This is a genomic window from Paraburkholderia sp. RL17-381-BIF-C (genome assembly GCF_046026435.1).
In the GTDB taxonomy this organism is placed as follows: Bacteria; Pseudomonadota; Gammaproteobacteria; order Burkholderiales; family Burkholderiaceae; genus Paraburkholderia.
Window position 1 is genome coordinate 56923 of sequence record NZ_JARESX010000016.1, and the last position, 18282, is coordinate 75204.

16 protein-coding genes are annotated in these 18282 nt (G+C 59.3%); 11 read left to right on the forward strand and 5 right to left on the reverse strand.

Features of this window, described 5'->3' with window-relative positions; translation table 11 throughout:
- The first annotated feature begins 92 nt into the window (after nucleotides 1-92).
- From P0D70_RS12820 to P0D70_RS12830, 3 genes are read left to right on the forward strand one after another with little or no spacing between them, the layout of a single operon-like run.
- A complete protein-coding gene (locus P0D70_RS12820; protein WP_112008907.1) occupies nucleotides 93-1451 on the forward strand; it encodes an NAD(P)H-dependent oxidoreductase in 1359 nt (452 codons plus the stop codon).
- Nucleotides 1452-1487: 36 nt separating this feature from the next.
- Nucleotides 1488-1799: a putative quinol monooxygenase gene (locus P0D70_RS12825; protein WP_408184750.1), complete on the forward strand. Its 312-nt coding sequence runs from the start codon at nucleotides 1488-1490 to the stop codon at nucleotides 1797-1799.
- Complete coding sequence (locus tag P0D70_RS12830; protein WP_408184751.1) at nucleotides 1796-2689, forward strand: NAD(P)-dependent oxidoreductase; 894 nt, start codon at nucleotides 1796-1798, stop codon at nucleotides 2687-2689. The genes P0D70_RS12825 and P0D70_RS12830 overlap by 4 nt, the downstream gene beginning before the upstream one ends.
- Before the next feature lie 797 nt (nucleotides 2690-3486).
- Here the strand turns inward: P0D70_RS12830 and P0D70_RS12835 are convergent.
- Both P0D70_RS12835 and P0D70_RS12840 read right to left on the reverse strand, forming a co-directional pair.
- Nucleotides 3487-3816, reverse strand: a complete 330-nt coding sequence (locus tag P0D70_RS12835) for a helix-turn-helix domain-containing protein (RefSeq protein ID WP_408184752.1) — start codon at nucleotides 3814-3816, stop codon at nucleotides 3487-3489.
- Between the two features lie 1103 nt (nucleotides 3817-4919).
- On the reverse strand, nucleotides 4920-5819 hold the full coding sequence (locus P0D70_RS12840) for a LysR family transcriptional regulator (protein ID WP_408184753.1): 900 nt from the start codon (nucleotides 5817-5819) through the stop codon (nucleotides 4920-4922).
- A 441-nt stretch (nucleotides 5820-6260) separates the two neighbouring features.
- Between P0D70_RS12840 and P0D70_RS12845 the strand changes: the two genes are divergently transcribed.
- Nucleotides 6261-7361 carry a Gfo/Idh/MocA family protein gene (locus tag P0D70_RS12845; protein ID WP_408184754.1) on the forward strand — a complete coding sequence of 367 codons (1101 nt, stop codon included), beginning with the start codon at nucleotides 6261-6263 and terminating at the stop codon, nucleotides 7359-7361.
- 426 nt (nucleotides 7362-7787) lie between these two features.
- Here the strand turns inward: P0D70_RS12845 and P0D70_RS12850 are convergent, their stop codons facing one another.
- Nucleotides 7788-8669, reverse strand: coding sequence for a LysR family transcriptional regulator (locus P0D70_RS12850; protein ID WP_408184755.1), 882 nt, complete (start codon nucleotides 8667-8669; stop codon nucleotides 7788-7790).
- Nucleotides 8670-9438: 769 nt separating this feature from the next.
- Here P0D70_RS12850 and P0D70_RS12855 point away from each other — a divergent pair.
- The 6 genes from P0D70_RS12855 (at nucleotide 9439) to P0D70_RS12880 (ending at nucleotide 14166) form a co-directional block, all read left to right on the forward strand.
- On the forward strand, nucleotides 9439-10020 hold the full coding sequence (locus P0D70_RS12855; RefSeq protein ID WP_408184756.1) for a UbiX family flavin prenyltransferase: 582 nt from the start codon (nucleotides 9439-9441) through the stop codon (nucleotides 10018-10020).
- An 8-nt stretch (nucleotides 10021-10028) separates the two neighbouring features.
- Nucleotides 10029-11450 (forward strand): non-oxidative hydroxyarylic acid decarboxylases subunit C, encoded by a 1422-nt coding sequence (locus tag P0D70_RS12860; protein ID WP_408184757.1) that lies wholly within the window; start codon nucleotides 10029-10031, stop codon nucleotides 11448-11450.
- 11 nt (nucleotides 11451-11461) lie between these two features.
- Complete coding sequence (locus P0D70_RS12865) at nucleotides 11462-11701, forward strand: non-oxidative hydroxyarylic acid decarboxylases subunit D (protein ID WP_408184758.1); 240 nt, start codon at nucleotides 11462-11464, stop codon at nucleotides 11699-11701.
- Between the two features lie 123 nt (nucleotides 11702-11824).
- Nucleotides 11825-12094 (forward strand): DUF4148 domain-containing protein, encoded by a 270-nt coding sequence (locus P0D70_RS12870; protein ID WP_408184759.1) that lies wholly within the window; start codon nucleotides 11825-11827, stop codon nucleotides 12092-12094.
- Nucleotides 12095-12739: 645 nt separating this feature from the next.
- Nucleotides 12740-13930 (forward strand): porin, encoded by a 1191-nt coding sequence (locus P0D70_RS12875; RefSeq protein ID WP_408184760.1) that lies wholly within the window; start codon nucleotides 12740-12742, stop codon nucleotides 13928-13930.
- Nucleotides 13931-13995: 65 nt separating this feature from the next.
- Nucleotides 13996-14166 (forward strand): hypothetical protein, encoded by a 171-nt coding sequence (locus P0D70_RS12880; protein WP_408184761.1) that lies wholly within the window; start codon nucleotides 13996-13998, stop codon nucleotides 14164-14166.
- A gap of 499 nt (nucleotides 14167-14665) precedes the next feature.
- On the opposite strand, the gene P0D70_RS12885 is transcribed toward P0D70_RS12880, so the two are convergent.
- Together P0D70_RS12885 and andR are read right to left on the reverse strand one after the other, a co-directional pair.
- Entirely contained in the window at nucleotides 14666-15619 is a 954-nt protein-coding gene (locus tag P0D70_RS12885; protein ID WP_408184762.1) for an IS5 family transposase, read from the reverse strand.
- Between the two features lie 206 nt (nucleotides 15620-15825).
- Nucleotides 15826-16791 (reverse strand): anthranilate 1,2-dioxygenase regulatory protein AndR, encoded by a 966-nt coding sequence (andR, locus tag P0D70_RS12890; protein ID WP_408184763.1) that lies wholly within the window; start codon nucleotides 16789-16791, stop codon nucleotides 15826-15828.
- Nucleotides 16792-17000: 209 nt separating this feature from the next.
- Here andR and andAc point away from each other — a divergent pair, with 209 nt between their 5' ends.
- Nucleotides 17001-18272, forward strand: a complete 1272-nt coding sequence (andAc, locus tag P0D70_RS12895; RefSeq protein WP_408184764.1) for an anthranilate 1,2-dioxygenase large subunit AndAc — start codon at nucleotides 17001-17003, stop codon at nucleotides 18270-18272.
- Nucleotides 18273-18282: the final 10 nt, after the last annotated feature.

The following is an 18282-nucleotide window of genomic DNA, read 5'->3' on the forward strand; positions in this document are numbered from 1 at the left end:
CGCTGTCATGCCTTCGATCACGCCACTCCGGCCAATCACCGCGCGCCGCGTTCGCGGCCACGATCCATAGTCTCGACCACAAAGGATTGCACATGAATCTCTCCAGTCTGCTCCAGGCACGCAACGCATCCGGACGCCCCGTTCGCGTCGGCCTGATCGGCGCCGGCAAGTTCGGCTCGATGGTGCTGTCGCAGGCCCGTCATATCGAAGGGCTGCATGTCGTGGGCGTCGCCGATCTCGACGTCGGCAAGGCGCGCGCATCGCTTGCGCGAGTTGGCTGGCCGGCGGAGCAATACGGCGCACGTACCCTCTCCGATGCCGTCAAGACCGGCGCTACGTGCGTCCTCGACGATGCCGCCGCGCTCGCCGCGTGCGATGAAATCGAATGCATCATCGAAGCGACGGGCCATCCGATTGCCGGTGTGCGTCACGCATTGGCCGCGATCGAAGGTAACAAGCACGTAGTCATGGTCAACGTCGAGGCCGACGCGATGTGCGGCCCGCTGCTCGCCGCGCGCGCTCGCGAACGCGGCCTCGTCTACAGCATGGCGTACGGCGACCAGCCCGCGATCATCTGCGAACTCGTCGACTGGGTGCGCTCGTGCGGATTCGAGCTGACCTCCGCCGGCAAGGGCATGAACTTCGAACCGCGCTATCGCTATTCGACGCCGGACACCGTGTGGAGCTTCTTCGGATGGACCGATGAGGAAGTGGCCAAGGGCGACTTCAACCCGAAGATGTACAACTCCTTCACCGACGGCACCAAGGCCGCGATCGAGATGGCGGCGGTCGCGAACGGCACGGGCCTCGATTGCCCGGACAACGGCCTCGCGTTTCCTCCCGCCGGCCTGCACGATCTGGCGCGCGTATTCCGGCCAGCGGAAGATGGCGGACGCTTGTCGCGCAGCGGTCTCGTTGACATCGCCGCCAGCCAGGAGCCGGACGGCCGCGAAGTGTTCAATAACATTCGCTACGGCGTGTTCGTCACGTTCAAGGCGCCGAACGAATACGCGCGCGCTTGCTTCAAGCAATACGGCCTGCTCGTCGATCCGACCGGCTGGTACGGCTCGATGTGGCGCCCGTTCCACATGATCGGCCTCGAAACCAGCGTGAGCGTACTGTCGGCGGTACTTCGCGGCGAAGCGACGGGGTCGTCGAAGGAATTCCGGGGCGACGCCGTGGCGACCGCCAAGCGCGACCTCAAGCCAGGCGAGATGCTCGACGGCGAAGGCGGCTACGCGGTCTGGGCCAATGCAATCCCGGCGTCGAAGAGCCTGGCCATCGGCGGCCTGCCGATCGGGCTCGCGCACAACGTTAGGCTCAAGCGTCCGGTCGCCAAGGACACCATCGTGCGCTTCGAGGACGTCGAACTGGAACGCGATCTCGATGTCGTCGCGCTGCGTCGCGAGATGGAACAAAGTGCGCTCGGCAAGCCGGCGAAGGCAGCGTGAGGCGCGCACATCATGGCATCGAATGGAGAGTCCAGCATGGATAGCGGAACCGAAGCGTTCGTGGTCGTCGCGGAGTTCGAAGTGAAGGCCGATTGCGTTCGCGACTTCCTCGCGCTTGCGCGCGACGACGCCCGGCACTCGCTCGCCGACGAGCCCGGCTGCCGGCAGTTCGATATCGTCCAGCTCGACGAGACGCCGGCGCGCGTCATGTTCTACGAAGTCTACGACGACCGCGCCGCGTTCGACACGCACTTGCAGACGCCGCACCTCGATCGATTTCGTGCCGGCTTTCCAGCGCTGATCGTGGCGGAGCGCCCCGTGCGCTTCGGCCGCCGCGAGCCTGCATGATGCGCGCGAGCCTCGCAGTAGGCTTCATCGGCACGGGCATCATGGGCTTGCCGATGGCCCGGCGCATCGCTGGCGCCGGCTACCGGGTCGCGGCGTGGAACCGTACTCGCGAGAAGGCGGCGCCGCTCGCCGGGGCGGGCATCGAGGTAGTCGGGCACTCGAGCGAAGCCGCGCGCGATGCGGATGTCGTGATCTGCATGCTCAGCTCCGGCCCCGCATGCGACGATATCCTGCTCGGTGACGACGGCATCATCGCGAGGATGCGCGCGGGCAGCGTGCTGATCGTGATGAGCTCGATTCCCGTCGATACCGCGCAGCGCCATGCGCAAGCCGCGACTGCGCGCGACATCGGCTATCTCGATGCGCCCGTCTCCGGCGGCGAGAAAGGCGCGCAGGATGGCACGCTCGCGATCATGGCAGGCGGTGAAGCGCCGGTCTTCGAAGGCGTGCGCGCCGTGCTGCAGACGATGGGCCGTCCGACGCGCATCGGACCGGCCGGTACAGGGCAGCTCGCGAAGCTCGTCAACCAGATGATGGTCGCGAGCACGATCGCGACGGTCGCCGAAGCGATGCTGCTTGCGGAGCGCGGCGGCGCCGATCCTGCGCAGGTTCGCGCGGCGCTGCTCGGCGGATTCGCCGACTCGACCATCCTGCGCCAGCACGCGGCGCGCATGATCACGCGGGATTTCGCGCCGGGCGGCCCAGCCAAGTATCAAATCAAGGATACGAAGACGGCGCTCGGTTTCGCGCAAAGCGTGGGGCTGGAGTTGCCGGTACTGGGGCTCGTCGATGGCCTCTTCACCGACATGGTCGAACATGGCGACGGGGAGCTGGACCACAGCGCACTGATTCGGGAACTGCGCAGGCGCAACGGCTTGCCGGTGTCATGACACTGGACCGAACGGATTTTTGATTCAACACGCACCACGCGTCGTTCCACGCTCTCTTCCGGGAGGCCGTAAGAGATTACGGCCGGTATTGATACATACATGCCGTATGCGCACGCTTGCGCCACGTACCACACGCGGTTTATATCGCGTCTGTAGAACGAAGCGGCGAAGCCGAATTTGGCGTAACTTGCCATGCGCGCGATTTCTCATCGCGGATTTGAAAAAAATCGGTAGCGACGTCCGTCACGAAGCCAGCCATCCACAACCCGACTCGCTTTACGGCTCGTTGGATGATCGCCACGGCCATGAAGTAACCCCGTCAATCGCGCGGCCGCTTACGGGGCGGAAGCGACTTCTGAGCGTCCGAGCGGCGCGTCGGACGAACGTCGGTTTAGGCCGACTGTACTCGTTCAGCAACCGGCACGGTGAGCAGCCATTCGCAGGTTCGCTCGACGCCAACGGCCGCTTTGTGGCGTCCTCGCCGAACGGATGCCGGTCCTTTCCATCGTGCAGTTGAATGACCGCATAGCTGTATGTAAGAGACATCGCTCTCCGTGTCAGCTCGAAGCGCGCTCTTTCAGAATTTCATTCGGAACAGATAGTGCTGAGCCGGCCCTAGGGGATCGGTCCATACCTCACTTGCGACATTGGCGTTGCAATCGCGCGTTGCTTCGACGACGGTCGATGCGCGCCCCGCACAACGTGCTGCGCCAGGGCATCAACCTGCGGCGCTTGCCTGCCGGCACGACACTGCAAGATTATCGGTCACTTGCTGACAATCCAGCGCGTGTTCGAGGTCACACCTTGAAGCATCGCGGCAGACCATGTCCGTACTTCCGGAACAGCCGGGCGAGATACGACGGCGAATCGAGCCCGACGGCTGCCGCGGCCATAACGACCGTCACGCCGGGTGTTTGCAACAGAAGCGAAGCGTGACGCACACGTTGCTGCGATTGATAGTCGACGATGGATTCGCCGGTCACGTCGCGAAACATTCGCGTCAACGTGCGTCGCGGCAGGCCGAATTCATAAGCGATGCGATCGAGGCTGATGGATTGATCGAGTGTCGAATCGAGAAACGTCTGGATGTCTTTCACGAGTTCCCGGCGTGCGTCGACGGCCGTCAAGGGCACATGTTTCGGGGTAAGTCCCGCCTCGACGCATGTGGCGGCCACCATCCTCGCAGTCAGATCCCTGCGATAGGCAGCGAGTTCCCCGTCACTGCGAGCACCCGTTTCGGTGGCGAGGCGGACTGCATTGAGAAGCGGTAACGGCGCGGACCAGATTGATATTCGCGCGCAAGAGAGCGTTCTGTGCCTTCGACGCGGATGTTGAGCGGTTCTGACAGCTGTCCCTTGACGAGGTCAAGAACACGGCCATTTCTTACCATCAAGTGTTCCAAATTCGTCCTCCGATAGATATGTAGTCCTCGCATCGGCGCCGTCACTGGAAGTGCACGGACCGATGGCTTAGATTGAGTCCATGGTAAAAATTAAAAAATTCCATGCGAAGTGATTCTTTCTCATGACCCCATTCCTCAAAAGCATTGGGTAGTCACCTTGATCGATCTATCTATGCAGCGCGTCAATAAAAAATCAGACAGTACATATGTATAGGATTACATATCTATTGATATCCAGTATCAAAAAACAGATCGTCGGAGGGGAATGAACTGCCGGTCTTGATCGCCGTGCGCAGGCTCAGGTTGAGCGATTTGATGACAATCGTAACCGGCATGACATAGCCACTGACTCACGGTCCCGCGACGAACGGTTCAGGCGTTTGGATGTGACCATCCGCGACAAGGGGTGCTGGGTAGCACTTCGGGTGGGATTGCGTTCTTTCACGTGAGCCGCGAGTTCGAATTAGCACTTGGCAGCCCCTGCGACCCGCTGGGTTGCGCAGTGAGCGCGAATCCGTCGCTGTCCTGCTGTCCCACCGGCTCCTGACAGTCATCTGAACGGGAGACGATCATGCCAATCCACTATGCGGTGGACAAAAGTTTTAATCCGATACCGAAGTAGCAGGCATTGGCGCGCGGTACGATGGCTTGACGGCTTACGAAGCTCGTAAGCAAGGATCGGTCTCTTGAGATCGACTTTGATGACGCTCCGGCAATCGCTGACAAGACACAGTTTTGAGTGTCCTAGTGCCCGCAAGCTATTGCTTGTCGGCCTGAACAGCTATCGGATGCTGCTTCCACGTGTACCTGAAAGCAACCACACGCTCATCAGTCCACAAGGCCAACCTTGAAGCGCTCTACAGCGAAGTCGACGAAAGCTCGGACCTTCGGTGTCATCTGCTTACTGCTTGGCCACAGAATCCAGAATACGGTCGACCGGGTCATGTGCCTGTCGAGCACCGTCTTCAACCGACCAGCAGCGAGGGCCTCTTTGATCGCAAAATCGGGAAGACATGTTATTCCACGACCGGCTTGCGCAAGGTAGAGCAGTGCTTCAAGGCTGCTAACCACCATTGTCATTGGCAATGCCAATTCTCCTGCGGCCGTTCGCGAGCGACGAAGGGGCCAAGGCTCAAGCCTGCCAGTAGAGGGGTACCGGTAGTGCAAACAAGCGTGATTCGTTAGTTCGGCGGCCTTTGTTGGTTCGCCTCGGTCGGCCAGGTACGCTGGAGCCGCCACCAAATGCAGTCTGAACGCCCCTAGCCGCTTTGACATCAAGCGCGAGTCATTCAGTTCGCCGCCACGGATGACGACATCCAGGCCCTCATCAATGACGTCGGAGACGCGGTCGGTAATGTCCAGGTCTAGTTCAATGTCGGGGTAAGCCTGCATAAACGCCGAGATCACCGGTAATGGCAAGCCACCGGCCAGCGGGAGACCTATTTTCAAGCGCCCGCGCGGCTCGTCCGACATGGCTGAAAGTTCGTTTTCCGCGCTGTCGATTTCTACCATGATGCGTTGGCATCGCTCCAGAAATACCTGGCCCTCCGAGGTGAGCTTGACGGAGCGCGTGCTGCGTTGAAAGAGGCGAACGCCGACCCGCTCCTCTAGCCGCGAAATACTTTTGCTGACAGCGGACGGGGTCAGACCTAAGGTGCGCCCCGCGCCAACGAAGCTCTCAGCCAACGCAGTCTGTACAAACACTTCAACGCCACTTAATTTATCCATCCTCTGCCTTTAATGACAAAAACTCACTTAAATAATGAAGTGGAACCCACTTTATCTATCAGTGGCGTAAGCCTAGCATTGGACTTGGAAAAGGGCTATGCAACCTGGCCGCGGCAAAGAACGGGGGCGAACGTAAATGTCCGCCGTGGACAAAAACAGTCAGCATAGCCGTGAGCGTCCGAGGACGTCGTACGGGTCTCTCCGCCCGGTTCGAGGGTTGCGCTTTTGGCGACCCGGCCACAACCGCCGCCATCCTGAACATGGCGGACAGCCTAGAGTCCGCTGCGCGTGGCTTTGGACTGGGGGCACCATGCCGCAGATCGTTGGGGCTTACAGCGCTAAGTTCGCGACATGGCATTAATGGAAATGCGGGTCCATAGCGGCCCAAGGCGAATACGGTTCCGTGCCGAGCCTTCACTTTAATTCGAGAAGAGACTAATCATGAAAGAACAGCGTATTCGCGTCGGCATCATCGGTACCGGCGGCTGGGCCCGGTATGGCCACATTCCAGTCCTGCAGGCCCTTCAAGGCTTTGACGTTGTCGCTCTTGCTGGACGCAATAAGGAAAAGGTTCAGAAATATGCAGACGAGTTTGGCATCGGCATGGCGTACGGCAATGCTGAAGAATTGATCGCGCATCCCACTATCGACCTTGTCGTGGTGCTCGCGCCCACACCGGAGCATGGCCGACTATCCGCTGCGGCCATCGCCGCAGGCAAGGATGTGTACTCCGAGTGGCCCCTGTCTACCAGCACTGCCGAGTCGGAGCGGATCCTAGCGCAAGCCCAGGCGCAGGGCGTGAAGCATGTCATCGGCCTGCAACGGCGATTCTCGCCTGCGGTGCGCTATCTGAAGCATCTGATGCAGGAAAATTACGTTGGCACCTTGCGCGGGGTGCGCATGTCGGTTGGGGTAGACGCGTTCGGTCCGGTGATGCCGGACGCCGTCAAATGGGTGCTCGAGGACGCAAACTTCACACACCTGCTGCCGATCTATGGCGGTCATTTCCATGACGTCCTGTTCAGCACGGTGGGTTTCCCCAAGCAACTCGCGGCAATAACGAAGGTCCAATTTCCCATGACGACCCTTGCCGAAACGGGGCAGCAGGTGCCGTATTCAAGTGCGAACGAAGTTATTGTCATGGGGACGCTGGAGGGTAGCGCGCTCTTTTCGATCCAGCTCGAAGGTGGTCAGGCTCACCGTACCGGCCTGCAGATCGACATTACGGGCACCGAGGGCGTGCTCCGCATGACAAACCCGCACGCGTTCCAGAACCAGGCAGACCACAGGATTGAAGGCATGAAGCACGGCGCCGCAACTTTTGCGGAATTGCCGGTTCCCGCCGAATTTGCATTCTTGCCGATGGCCGGCATGGACGCCAGCGCCCGGGATGTCGCCTACCTGTACAGCGCTTACGCCAGAGACAAGGCTAATGGGACAAATGAGGCCACCAGCTTCGAGGACGCAGTGCGTCAGCACCGCCTGATCGACCGGATCAACGCCAGCTCGGCAGCATTCTTCGCGGCAAACGACGCGCCATGAGTGGGTGGCGAGCGCAGTCGGCTCGCCGCCAAATTGCGGGGTGGCCTACGTCTAATGAGGGGCTGAACCGGCCGATGCATTCGCCATCGCCGCTCCCGGATGCGTCGCACGTGAAATCGGCCAGATGGCGCGGGCCGTGCTCGGCAATCCACCTTAGTGGTTCCATGCGCGGCTCGCATGCAATGGCCGCTAGCAAGCAGAACAGCGTGCAAATTGCTGTCCGGTTCAGACCACCCTAGGTAGCCCAAAGGATACTGGCTTCCGATAGCAACATCCAGCTCCCGCACGCATCTGAAACTTCGCCAAACCGCGAAGTTCCGCGATGCGGCTAGCCAGATCCTATCTCGAAGCCGAGCGGTGAACCGCCGCCCCAGTTCGCCGCGAGGCCAGATGTCAGATGCTTGGCGCGAGGTTGTTAAACCTGCACTAAAAGATCGACGTACAGACAGCGATCGCACGCTGAACCGCAGGTAAAAATCGGCGGCCCATGCCGTGCACAAGTGCGAAGCTTTCCGAACCCGTCTGACTGACAATCTGGCGCGCAATGAGTGAGTCCGGAAAACCATCGAGACTCCACACAGGCAGGACACCGACACCAACATTGTGCTGAACAAGCGCAATGATTGCAGGCACGTCGGAGCTATCGGCAACAATGTTGCACTGGGCATCCACGGAACGAAATTCCTGAAGGACGCGTTCGTAGAAGCCGGGGCCGGAACTCCGCCGAAGAACAACCAGCCGCTTCCCTGAGAGATTTGCAAAACTAAGACTAGGTGCTCGTGCAAGGTCGTCGTTCGTTCGCCGATATAGAGCCGCGAACTGAAGCTCCGCCAAAGGATGAACGGCAAGTGCAGGATTTGACACGGGCAGGTGCGTGAGGGCGAAATCGATCGCCCGACGCTCAATCATATCTTCGAGCAAGCGTGGCTCGCCCTGATGGAGGGAGAAGGTGACCGACGGTAGCTCTGCACCTAGAGCTGCGACGGTACGCGCAACGGGCTCGATCCCTGCGGCGACGAACCCTACCCTGACTCGACCACTCACGCCCCGACCAAGGGCCGCCATTTCCTCGCCGATTTCGTTCGCACTATTCAACAGCTGACAAGCACGCTCGTAAAGCGCGAGTCCGGTGTCAGTCACCAAAAGCCCGCGGCCTGTGCGTTCAAACAGAGAAACGCCCCATAGCGCCTCCAGCTGTTTAATCGATACGCTCAAGGGCGGTTGCGCAATATGCAGCACCTCTGAGGCGGCCGCGAGCGATCGGTGCTCGACAACCGTCTTGAAGTACAGAAGCTGACGCAGATTCATCCCCAAGCCTCGTTCTGATGGGCAACGGTAATGATACCCCGAAGGAGCGCGCCGAAAGACCGCGTTCCGATTTTTATAAGGATGATTACAAGTTTCGTACTGGTGCAAACCTTCGCCGAAGCGTTACCTTGCCTGCATGAATGAGGAAAAAATCAACCACGCCCCCATGATTGCTCCGATTCAACCGCGTGGCGCGCACGAGCCGTCACTAGTTTTTCCAATAAGTGTCGCGACAGTTATCAACGGCCGAAACCTCGAATCCAAATGCGAGACCGCTATCGAGCTTCTGACTCACGAGGACGCCGGCTTCCCTCATGTCGCTCACCTAAGTTCGGGTGAGCTTCAGCTTGACACGCAGGGACGGCTACGCGTTGCGTTGTGGTCGTCGTCGCAAACCACCGCAAATCTTCGTCGCACATGTGTAACCACCTTAATGTTCGCTTGCCCTGATGGGCTCTATGAAGTTCGCTGCCGTTGTATTGCGTCCACGCTGCTACCGGGTCACGCTGCACTCCACGCTTTCCTCCTGCAACCAATAAGCATCCGGGACAAATCCGCTCCCTACGCGCAGGTGCTCTCGGGGATCCGTTATCGCCTCGTTGACCGCGATACCACTTTGCAGCGCTGGTACGCCGTGCAGGCTGCACTTTCCGGCTGTTTTTGACGCATGTGTGCCGTGCCATACGCGTTTCGTATCAGTGGTTATGGCAACGGTAATAGCCCCCCGACGACCTGGTCTCTAGAATCTTAATCAATCAGGGAGGTCGTTATGAAACGCATCGTCGTGGGCATTACGGGCGCTACAGGCGCACCGGTTGCCGTGCGGATATTAAAGTTCTTGCGGGACATGGACGTCCAGGTGCATCTCGTCGTTTCTCAATGGGCGCGGGCAACACTGCAGCAAGAGTGCGGCATCAGTGTTCGGGCACTTTCAGAGTATGCACACACCGTCCACGACGCCCGGGACCAGGGCGCATCAATATCGAGTGGCTCGTTTCATACAGATGGAATGATCATTGTTCCCTGCAGCATGAAGACGCTAGCTGCAATCCGCGTCGGTTATGCAGACAACCTCATCGCCCGCTCTGCCGATGTCACCCTCAAAGAGCGTCGTAAGCTGATCATCGTGGCACGCGAGACGCCGCTTAGCTCGATTCACCTCGAGAACATGCTGCATCTCTCCAACCTTGGAGCGGTCATCTTTCCGCCGACCCCCGCCTTTTACAACAACCCAGCCAATCTCGACGAGATGCTGGACCACCTTGCGGTCCGCATTCTCGATCAGTTCCACCTGGATCACCCGGCCGCAAAACGATGGACGGGGATGAAACAGGTTCTTCAACAGGAGTAGAAAACACCATGGCATATCAGGACTTGCGCACCTATCTGGACGCGCTCGCCAAAGAAGGACAACTCATCCAGCTCAAGGATCCGGTTCTTCCCGAGCCGGATATCAGCGCGGCGGCCTGCGCGGTCAACAAGCTTGGCGAAACTGCACCTGCCTTGCTTTTTGACAACATCCAGGGCTACACGGACGCACGCATTGCGATGAACGTTCACGGTTCCTGGTACAACCACGCCCTTATGCTGGGCATGCCTAAAGAGACACCCCTAAAGGAACAGTTCCACGAGTTCGTCCGCCGTTACGAGACCTATCCCGGTGTCGTCGACGGACGCGAAACTGCGCCTTGGCAAGAAGTTGTCGTCGACAAAGACATCAACCTGTTTGACATCCTTCCGCTGTTCCGCCTCAATCATGGCGACGGCGGCTTCTATATCGACAAGGCGTGCATCGTGTCGCGTGATGTCACCGATTGGGAAAATCCCAACACACAGAATGTCGGGATGTATCGCCTTCAGGTGAAAGGAAAGAATCGCATCGGTATCCAACCGGTGCCTGCACACGACATCGCGATTCATCTGCGCAAAGCCGAGGAGATTGGCGAAGATCTGCCCATTGCAATCTGCATCGGTAACGACCCGCTGATCAGCACAGTCGCCGCGATGCCTATCCTCTATAACCAATCCGAATACGAGATGGCCGGCGCTCTCGCGCAAGAGCCGTATCCGGTCGTCAAAGCGCAACATACGGGACTGCAGGTTCCTTGGGGCTCGGAAATTGTGCTCGAGGGCAAGATCCTCTCGCGTGTGCGCGAAGGTGAGGGACCGTTTGGCGAGTTTACGGGTCATTACTCCGGTGCTCGCCAGATGCCGGTAGTCGAAATAACTAAGGTATCGCATCGTCGTAATCCTCTATTCGAGCATCTGTACCTTGGCATGCCGTGGACGGAAATCGACTACCTGATGGGTGTGAACACATGCGCTCCGCTACATGTCCAGCTGAAGGAAGCATTCCCGGAAGTACAGGCGGTCAACGCCCTGTACACCCATGGGCTCGTGGTCATCGTCTCGACGAAGCGACGCTTTGGTGGCTTCGCGAAAGGCGTCGGCATGCGTGTGCTGACAACGCCGCACGGCTTCGGTTACGCAAAGCTGGTGATCGTTGTGGACGAAACCATTGACCCGTTCAATTTGCCACAAGTGATGTGGGCGCTGTCGACGAAGTTCAATCCGCAGTATGACCTCGTTACGGTTCCGGGTCTGTCGGTCCTGCCGCTCGATCCCGCATCCGACCCGGCCGGTATGACGCACAAGCTCGTCATAGACGCGACGACCCCTGTTGCTCCAGAAGAGCACGGCCATTATTCACAGGAACTGAGCGATCCGATCAACACAGAAGAGTGGGTCGAGAAGTTGCGCAATATGCTCTCCCCGGCTTAAAGGAAAATAAAATGAGTAAGAAGCATGTCTGTCCCCGCTGCGAGTCCGTCAAGACGGAAACGTTGACGCAATCTCCCGTCCCCGGTGTGTGGGAGGTGTACCACTGCGAAGAATGCTTCTTCGCATGGCGCAGCACCGAGCCCGAGTTCATCACCGACCCGGCGAAGTACAACCCAGAGTTCAAGCTCAACCGTGCGGAGCTGGATAAGGCGGACGTAATGCCGGCAGTACCGCCGCTTCGCAACCTGTAACAGCTTGACCGCAGCTCATTGATAGATGCCCAGCGCTGCCTGGGCGTCTGAACGCCGGGAACACGGACGAATGACGCATGTGTCACCGTCTCATTATTTCAGAAACGTTTGAGGTTCCAAAAAATGAAGGTGCTTAACAAGGCAATCGCGGTACTTGGTGCACTGGTGCTGCCCGTTGCAGCTCTTGCGCAATCGTCACAACCCGTTTCCCGGGAGCAGGTCAAAGCCGAAATGTCTGAACTGGAGGCTGTCGGCTACAACCCCGCGAGCCGCAATGACGCCAGCTACCCTGCCGAAATCCAAGCGGCTCAGGCACGTCTCTCGGCCCCAGCAACCGCGGCAACCGATACGACGACGTCTTCATATTCCCCACCGATCGTAGTCAATCATTAAACTGAACGCGGGCCGTCTCGAGCGGCTGCGCCATACAAAACCGCGCATTGCAGCTACCCTCATGATTTTTCGACATACCCAATCAAGGCCTCGCAGCGCATGCAGCGCAATCGCGTCTGAATTCGGAATACAATGCCCCCAGCGGCTGACAGCTACAACGGTATCCCGCAATGTCGGTGCGTTCAAATACGCCAACAGACCTGCAACCGATATGCATTTGAAGTGTATCGGCTTCTTCCGCATACACGCCTCAGCAACTACGAACCCTGATCGTTGACGTGCTTGGCGCTGCCCCCTGAAACGCGTAAGCGCACTATCAAGCACACCGAGGCGTCCCTCGGCGACACTGTGTTTTGATGCTGTAACCACCATCGTGCATCCCGCGGACACACACTCAAATCACTTGGCTAACGAGCCCCCGTGCGTGCGGATTTGGCAACCTAAGCCAAGTGCTTGGGCATCGCTCTTTTGAACGCAGGAAAATGCGCACCAGTCGGGGCAACATCGAGCCCAACACCCCGAATGAGGAGCCTGACCTGTATTCGGGCTTGATAGGGACTACGGCCAGCCCACCACGTTGCCAATGCTAGCCGTCTCTGTCGGTGCTTTCGGCACTATGCAGAACCGCGCTGCCGACCACAACTGATGAAATTTATCTTGAGATTCAATCCCACTTACCTTCGCCGCCCACTAGTTCTTTGCGCCGCGGCCGTCTCGTTGCCCGCATCCGCGCAAAGTAGTGTCACCCTGTACGGGAACGTCGACGAAGCCATCGTGTACGCGAACAATCAGAACGGCCATTCGAACTTGTACCTGCGTCAAGGCAATCTGTATGCGTCCAAGTTCGGGTTCAAGGGGATGGAGGTGCTCAGTCCGACGTTGAGCGCGATTTTCGACTTGCAGCAGGGCTTCGATCCCGGAACCGGCGCCGAGCAAACGGCCGGGCTGGCTTTCAACCGCTATGCGTATGTCGGACTGCAGGACACACAGGCCGGTACGGTGGCTTTAGGCCGTCAGTACACACCGTACTATCTGCTCGTAGGCACGCTAGGGCCAGTGACCTACCTGACCGGAGCGACCGGCGCACATCCCGGCGATATCGACGGGTTCGATACCGACATTCGCGCAAACAATTCGGTAACGTACGCGTCCCCGTCGATCCATGGGATTCGGGGCAGCGTGCAGTACGGGTTCGGAGGCGTGCCCGGCAGCGTGCAACGTGGCAGTCTCATCAGCGCTGCGCTGCGGTATGACGGCGGTCCGCTCGCGATCGGGGCCGCCTATCTCAGGATGTACAACACGGGCAACACTGTTGGATTCGACCCGAACGGCAGCTCGCAATTTCCTCACTCGGCGCTGAACAACGGCTATCTGTCGGCACGAGTCGTCCAGCAGGTCGCGGCTGCCGCCCAGTATACAGTTGGCGATTTCGTGTTCGGTCTGAGCTATTCGAATGTGGTTTATCAGCCGGATGGTCATTCGCTTTTTGGCGATGCCGCCGTGTTCAACATCTACGGTGCGCTGGTGAGTTATCGGGTGAGCACCGCGGTCGATTTAGCCGCTGGCTATAGCTACACGCGCGCGTCATCCGCCAATGGCATCGACGACGCGGCCCGCTACCAGCAGGTCTCGCTAAAGGAGCTGTACCACTTTTCCAAACGCACGACTTTGTATGCTTTGCAGGCCTATCAGCACGCCTCGGGTAAAACGCTCGGTGTTGGCGGTAGCGGCGATATCATCGATGCACGACCGATCGTTGGGGACTCGCAGAACACGACGCCATCGTCGACGCCGAATCAGTTTGTCGCGATGTTCGGGCTGGCTATCGCTTTCTGATAAACCGGGAGCTCGTCACCCTGAATTGCGCGCTCGAGGCGTTTCGCGACGGCCGCAGCGTTATCATGCACACTGCGCGCGATCCGCGCATCGGCGAGATGCTGGACGCACTCTTGGCACAAGGCATGACCCGCGACGATGCGCGTCATCGCGGTGACCGCACGCTCGGACAGCAGTTCGGAGGGATCGCGGATGCCGTGCTGAAGGCCCTGCAGTTGCGTCGTCTGATTCTGTAGGGCGGCGATACGTCAAGCCGAGTCACGCAGGTGCTCGGAACAGATGCGCTCGAAATCGACACGCGCCTGACGCTGGGGGCGCCCTTGTGTCGCGTGATCTCCGAAAAACTACGTCTGCGTGACCCCAAGGAGCACTGAGAGGCGGGCAGACAGGCGATGCGGGATTCTTCGTCGGTCGGGAGACGGGAATGTCACGTGATATTCGCCGAGTGACGCATGCGTTCACGGGCGGCGAGGTCCCTCTACATCGCCTTTTTTTCGTTCTCGTCAGTCGCGATTTCGTTGCGGCTGGCGTGCAGCCGTGTGCATCTGATCAATTTTCCTAAATCATCCACTCACCAACACCTAGGGAAGGTCTGCACATCGCGTTTTCAGAGCGCCGATCTCTTGCCACTTGGACCGAGTCAGAGATGAGAATCTACCGACAGGTTGGTCGTCTGGCTTTTGAACCGCGACGCCCCTTGTTTGCTGAGACTTGTGGCCTCAATCTCCGAGCATTTCACGCTTTCCGCAAAGCCTTACGTGCCATCCACAGGTTGCCCAGCGCAAATAGTGTCGTGGTCTGGGCGGTGTTTTTCATCAACGCCCGGTACCGGGTCTTCGTGTAGCCAAACTGCTGTTTGAGGACTCGGAACGGATGTTCGACCTTGGCGCGGATGCCGGCCTTCAGACGTTCAATCTGATCGTATATCGCGTACAGACGATCGTTCAGGTCCAGTTCTCTACGCCTGCCTGGCCGCATCGCGACATGCCAGCGAACCGCGTTTGCCTTGCAGCGCTTTTCGATACCCTGATATCCGGCGTCAGCGTACACATCCGTTTCCTGGCCGTGCAACAACGCTTCGGCCGCGTTGATGTCGTGAACGTTGGCCGCAGTACCGATGACGGTGCGCGCCAGCCCCGACTCTGCGTCCACGCCGACATGCGTTTCCATCCCGAAGTACCACTGATTTCCCTTCTTCGTCTGGTGCATTTCCGGGTCTCGTGTACCAGAGCCGTTCTTCGTCGAGCTGGGTGCAGAGATCAAGGTAGCGTCGACCGCCGACCCTGTTTTAAGCATCAAGCCTTTCTCGCTCAGGATCTCATTGACCAGCGTGAGCATCTGCGCAGCCAGGCCGTGCGTTTCGAGCAGGTGGCGGAACCGGAGAATCGTGCTCTCGTCCGGCAAACGCGTCATCCCCTCGTCTAGCCCCGCAAACTCACGATACACTGGTACGTCATAACGCGCCTCTTCCATCGCCGGGTCTGACAGACCAAACCACCGCTGCATGAAGTGGATCTGCAGCATCGTCGCAATCGGGAACGGCGGCCGTCCAGTCTTACCCTTCGGATAGTGCGGTTCGATCAACGCAATCAACCTCGACCATGGCACAACGCGCCTCATCTCGTCGAGAAATTCCCGTTTGCGTGTACGTTTCGTTGACAGATCCAGACCAAGACCAAGCTGCGTCATCGAAGAACCTCTTAGACTTTCCTATCTACCACGATAGTCTACCCGCACGTCGGCGCCAGGACTTTTGCAGACCTTCCCTTGCCTTTTCTCATTTCCACTGCGGAGAAAACGGCCCTACGACAGGGAAATGCGTACAGGATTATCGTGAGCGCCGATCACGCAGGATGCCGGTGTATGTCGGACCATGCGCATACAAGCCGTCGACTTTACCTGAGTCGCGCCGTCCGGGAGGGCGACTCACCAAAGCGCTCCTTATAGCTCTGCGCGAAGCGTCCAAAGTGGGTGAAGCCGCAATCGAGTGCGATGCCCGCGATGCGTACGTCCGCAGACGTCGCAAGAATGAGTTCACGCGCGCGATCCAGTCGAATCTGCCGCAGATAGTGCATCGGGCTGGTCTGACGGAAGCGCATGAAGCCGTCGCATAACGTGCGTACCGGCACACCCACCGCGTCGGCGAGGTCGGCAAGCTGCAAAGGCGAGCCAAGGCGGGCGATCATCACGTCCTCGGCCCGGCGAACGAACCCCGGCGTGATGCCCGGGCGTGCCACGGAGCTGGCCGGAGCGTCGCGCTCGGCGGACCCCGCCGTGAGCAGATTGACCAGCAGCGACTCGACGTGCTCGCCCACGCGAGCATTGGCGCACGCGCTCGCGAGCAGATCCGGTGAACTGGCGATCAGCTTCAACTGGTCTTGCCATGCGCGCATCGCGCCGCTCGCGAAGCGCACGAGTGCGCCGCCCGGTTCCGCGCCGAGCGCCGCGTCGTGCGGCAAAGCGGCGGGATCGATACGTAACACGAGCTGCTCGCACTGTGGCGAGAGCTTCGCGCTGAAAGACTCACCGGGTGCGCGAACCACGCCTTGCCGGTCGTTGACCTCGATGGTACGGCCCGCCGCTTTCACCTCCGCGCTGCCGGACACGCAAAACATCAGCAGGTAATAGCCGTCCACCGCTTCGACGTCGACATGCATGCCGCTGCCGAAGCCGATCGTGCCGATTCCGAGCCGGCCGATCTTCACGAAATCCATATGCGAGCGCCCGCTGCCGTCGCCGAATGGCGCCAGCGAATGGGGCTGCATCACGCGCGAAATGAGTTCGCGCGTCTCGTCCAGGTCCTTCGACTCGAACAGACGATGATCGCGCAGCGCATGAGGACGGAAATCGGAGCGGGTCATGACGACGAAGGATAAGGTGCCCAGTTCCGGCCGCAACGGGTTTCATTTAGATAACTGCCTGAATCGGACAGGCGGCGCGAGTACTGCCAGAAGCGGATAGCACCGCTATTTTGGATCTCCAAAAATAAGTCCGCAGCCGTCAAAAAAACTGTTTGCAAGCGACGGTCCCTCATACAGGCAGTACCCAGCAATCTAGCGGAGTCATCAGCATGGAAATGGCCGAAACGCCCGTGCGCATTATCAGCAACAGGGATACGGATCACGTCGTGTTCCCGCACGACGACGGGTCGCGTGTACCGTACAAGGTATTCAGTTCGCAAGCAGTGTACGAGCGTGAGCAGGAGCGCATATACCGCGGCCCAACCTGGAATTTCGTTGCACTGGAAGCGGAAATTCCGCAAGCCGGCGACTATAAAAGCACTTTCGTCGGCGACACCCCGGTGGTCGTCACGCGTCTGGAGGACGGTGCGCTTTCGGCGTGGGTGAACCGCTGCGCGCACCGTGGCGCTTCAGTGTGCCGCAAGGCGCGCGGCAACGCCACGTCGCATACCTGTGTGTATCACCAGTGGAGCTTCGACAATAGCGGCAACCTGCTCGGCGTGCCGTTCCGTCGTGGCCAGAAGGGCATGACGGGCATGCCCGCTGACTTCGATCCGAAGAATCATGGCCTGCGCAAGCTGCGCGTGGACAGCTATCGTGGCCTCGTATTCGCGACTTTCAGCGACGAGGTCGTGCCGTTGCCCGAGTATCTGGGTTCGGAAATGCGCCCGTGGATCGATCGCATCTTCCACAAGCCGATCGAATATCTCGGCTGCACGAGGCAGTATTCGAAGTCGAACTGGAAGTTGTACTTCGAGAATGTGAAGGATCCGTATCACGCGAGCATGCTGCATCTGTTCCATACCACCTTCAACATTTTCCGCGTCGGCATGAAGGCGCGCTCGATCCCGGACGCAACGCACGGTCTGCATAGCATCATCACGGTGACGAAAACAGGCGAAGACACCTCGGCGGCGTACAAGCAGCAGAACATCCGCTCGATGGACGAGGGCTTCTCGCTCGAAGACGATACCGTGCTCGGCCACATCTCCGAGTACGAGGAAGACACGACGAACCATATTCAACCCATCTTCCCGCAGCTCGTGATCCAGCAGATCCACAACACATTGGTTGCGCGCCAGTTGTTACCGAAGGGTCCGAATAATTTCGAACTGATTTTCCATTTTTTCGGCTACACGGACGACACGCCGGAACTGCGGGCTCTGCGCGTCAAGCAGGCGAATCTCGTGGGGCCTGCCGGCTATATTTCGATGGAAGACACCGAGGCCACCGAACTCGTGCAACGCGGCACGATTCGCGACGGCGACGCGACGTCGGTGATAGAGATGTCACGCGGCAATCCCGAACAGCAGGACACGGTGATTACGGAAAGCCTGATTCGCCGCTTCTGGGTCGGGTATCAGCAATTGATGGGCTATTAAACAGGCATGC

Coding starts and splice junctions, on each gene's coding strand:
- P0D70_RS12820 (WP_112008907.1), top strand. CDS start 93: ATGAATCTCTCCAGTCTGCTCCAGGCACGCAACGCATCCGGACGCCCC.
- P0D70_RS12825 (WP_408184750.1), top strand. CDS start 1,488: ATGGATAGCGGAACCGAAGCGTTCGTGGTCGTCGCGGAGTTCGAAGTG.
- P0D70_RS12830 (WP_408184751.1), top strand. CDS start 1,796: ATGATGCGCGCGAGCCTCGCAGTAGGCTTCATCGGCACGGGCATCATG.
- P0D70_RS12840 (WP_408184753.1), bottom strand. CDS start 5,819: ATGGATAAATTAAGTGGCGTTGAAGTGTTTGTACAGACTGCGTTGGCT.
- P0D70_RS12845 (WP_408184754.1), top strand. CDS start 6,261: ATGAAAGAACAGCGTATTCGCGTCGGCATCATCGGTACCGGCGGCTGG.
- P0D70_RS12850 (WP_408184755.1), bottom strand. CDS start 8,669: ATGAATCTGCGTCAGCTTCTGTACTTCAAGACGGTTGTCGAGCACCGA.
- P0D70_RS12855 (WP_408184756.1), top strand. CDS start 9,439: ATGAAACGCATCGTCGTGGGCATTACGGGCGCTACAGGCGCACCGGTT.
- P0D70_RS12860 (WP_408184757.1), top strand. CDS start 10,029: ATGGCATATCAGGACTTGCGCACCTATCTGGACGCGCTCGCCAAAGAA.
- P0D70_RS12865 (WP_408184758.1), top strand. CDS start 11,462: ATGAGTAAGAAGCATGTCTGTCCCCGCTGCGAGTCCGTCAAGACGGAA.
- P0D70_RS12870 (WP_408184759.1), top strand. CDS start 11,825: ATGAAGGTGCTTAACAAGGCAATCGCGGTACTTGGTGCACTGGTGCTG.
- P0D70_RS12875 (WP_408184760.1), top strand. CDS start 12,740: ATGAAATTTATCTTGAGATTCAATCCCACTTACCTTCGCCGCCCACTA.
- P0D70_RS12880 (WP_408184761.1), top strand. CDS start 13,996: ATGCACACTGCGCGCGATCCGCGCATCGGCGAGATGCTGGACGCACTC.
- P0D70_RS12885 (WP_408184762.1), bottom strand. CDS start 15,619: ATGACGCAGCTTGGTCTTGGTCTGGATCTGTCAACGAAACGTACACGC.
- andR (WP_408184763.1), bottom strand. CDS start 16,791: ATGACCCGCTCCGATTTCCGTCCTCATGCGCTGCGCGATCATCGTCTG.
- andAc (WP_408184764.1), top strand. CDS start 17,001: ATGGAAATGGCCGAAACGCCCGTGCGCATTATCAGCAACAGGGATACG.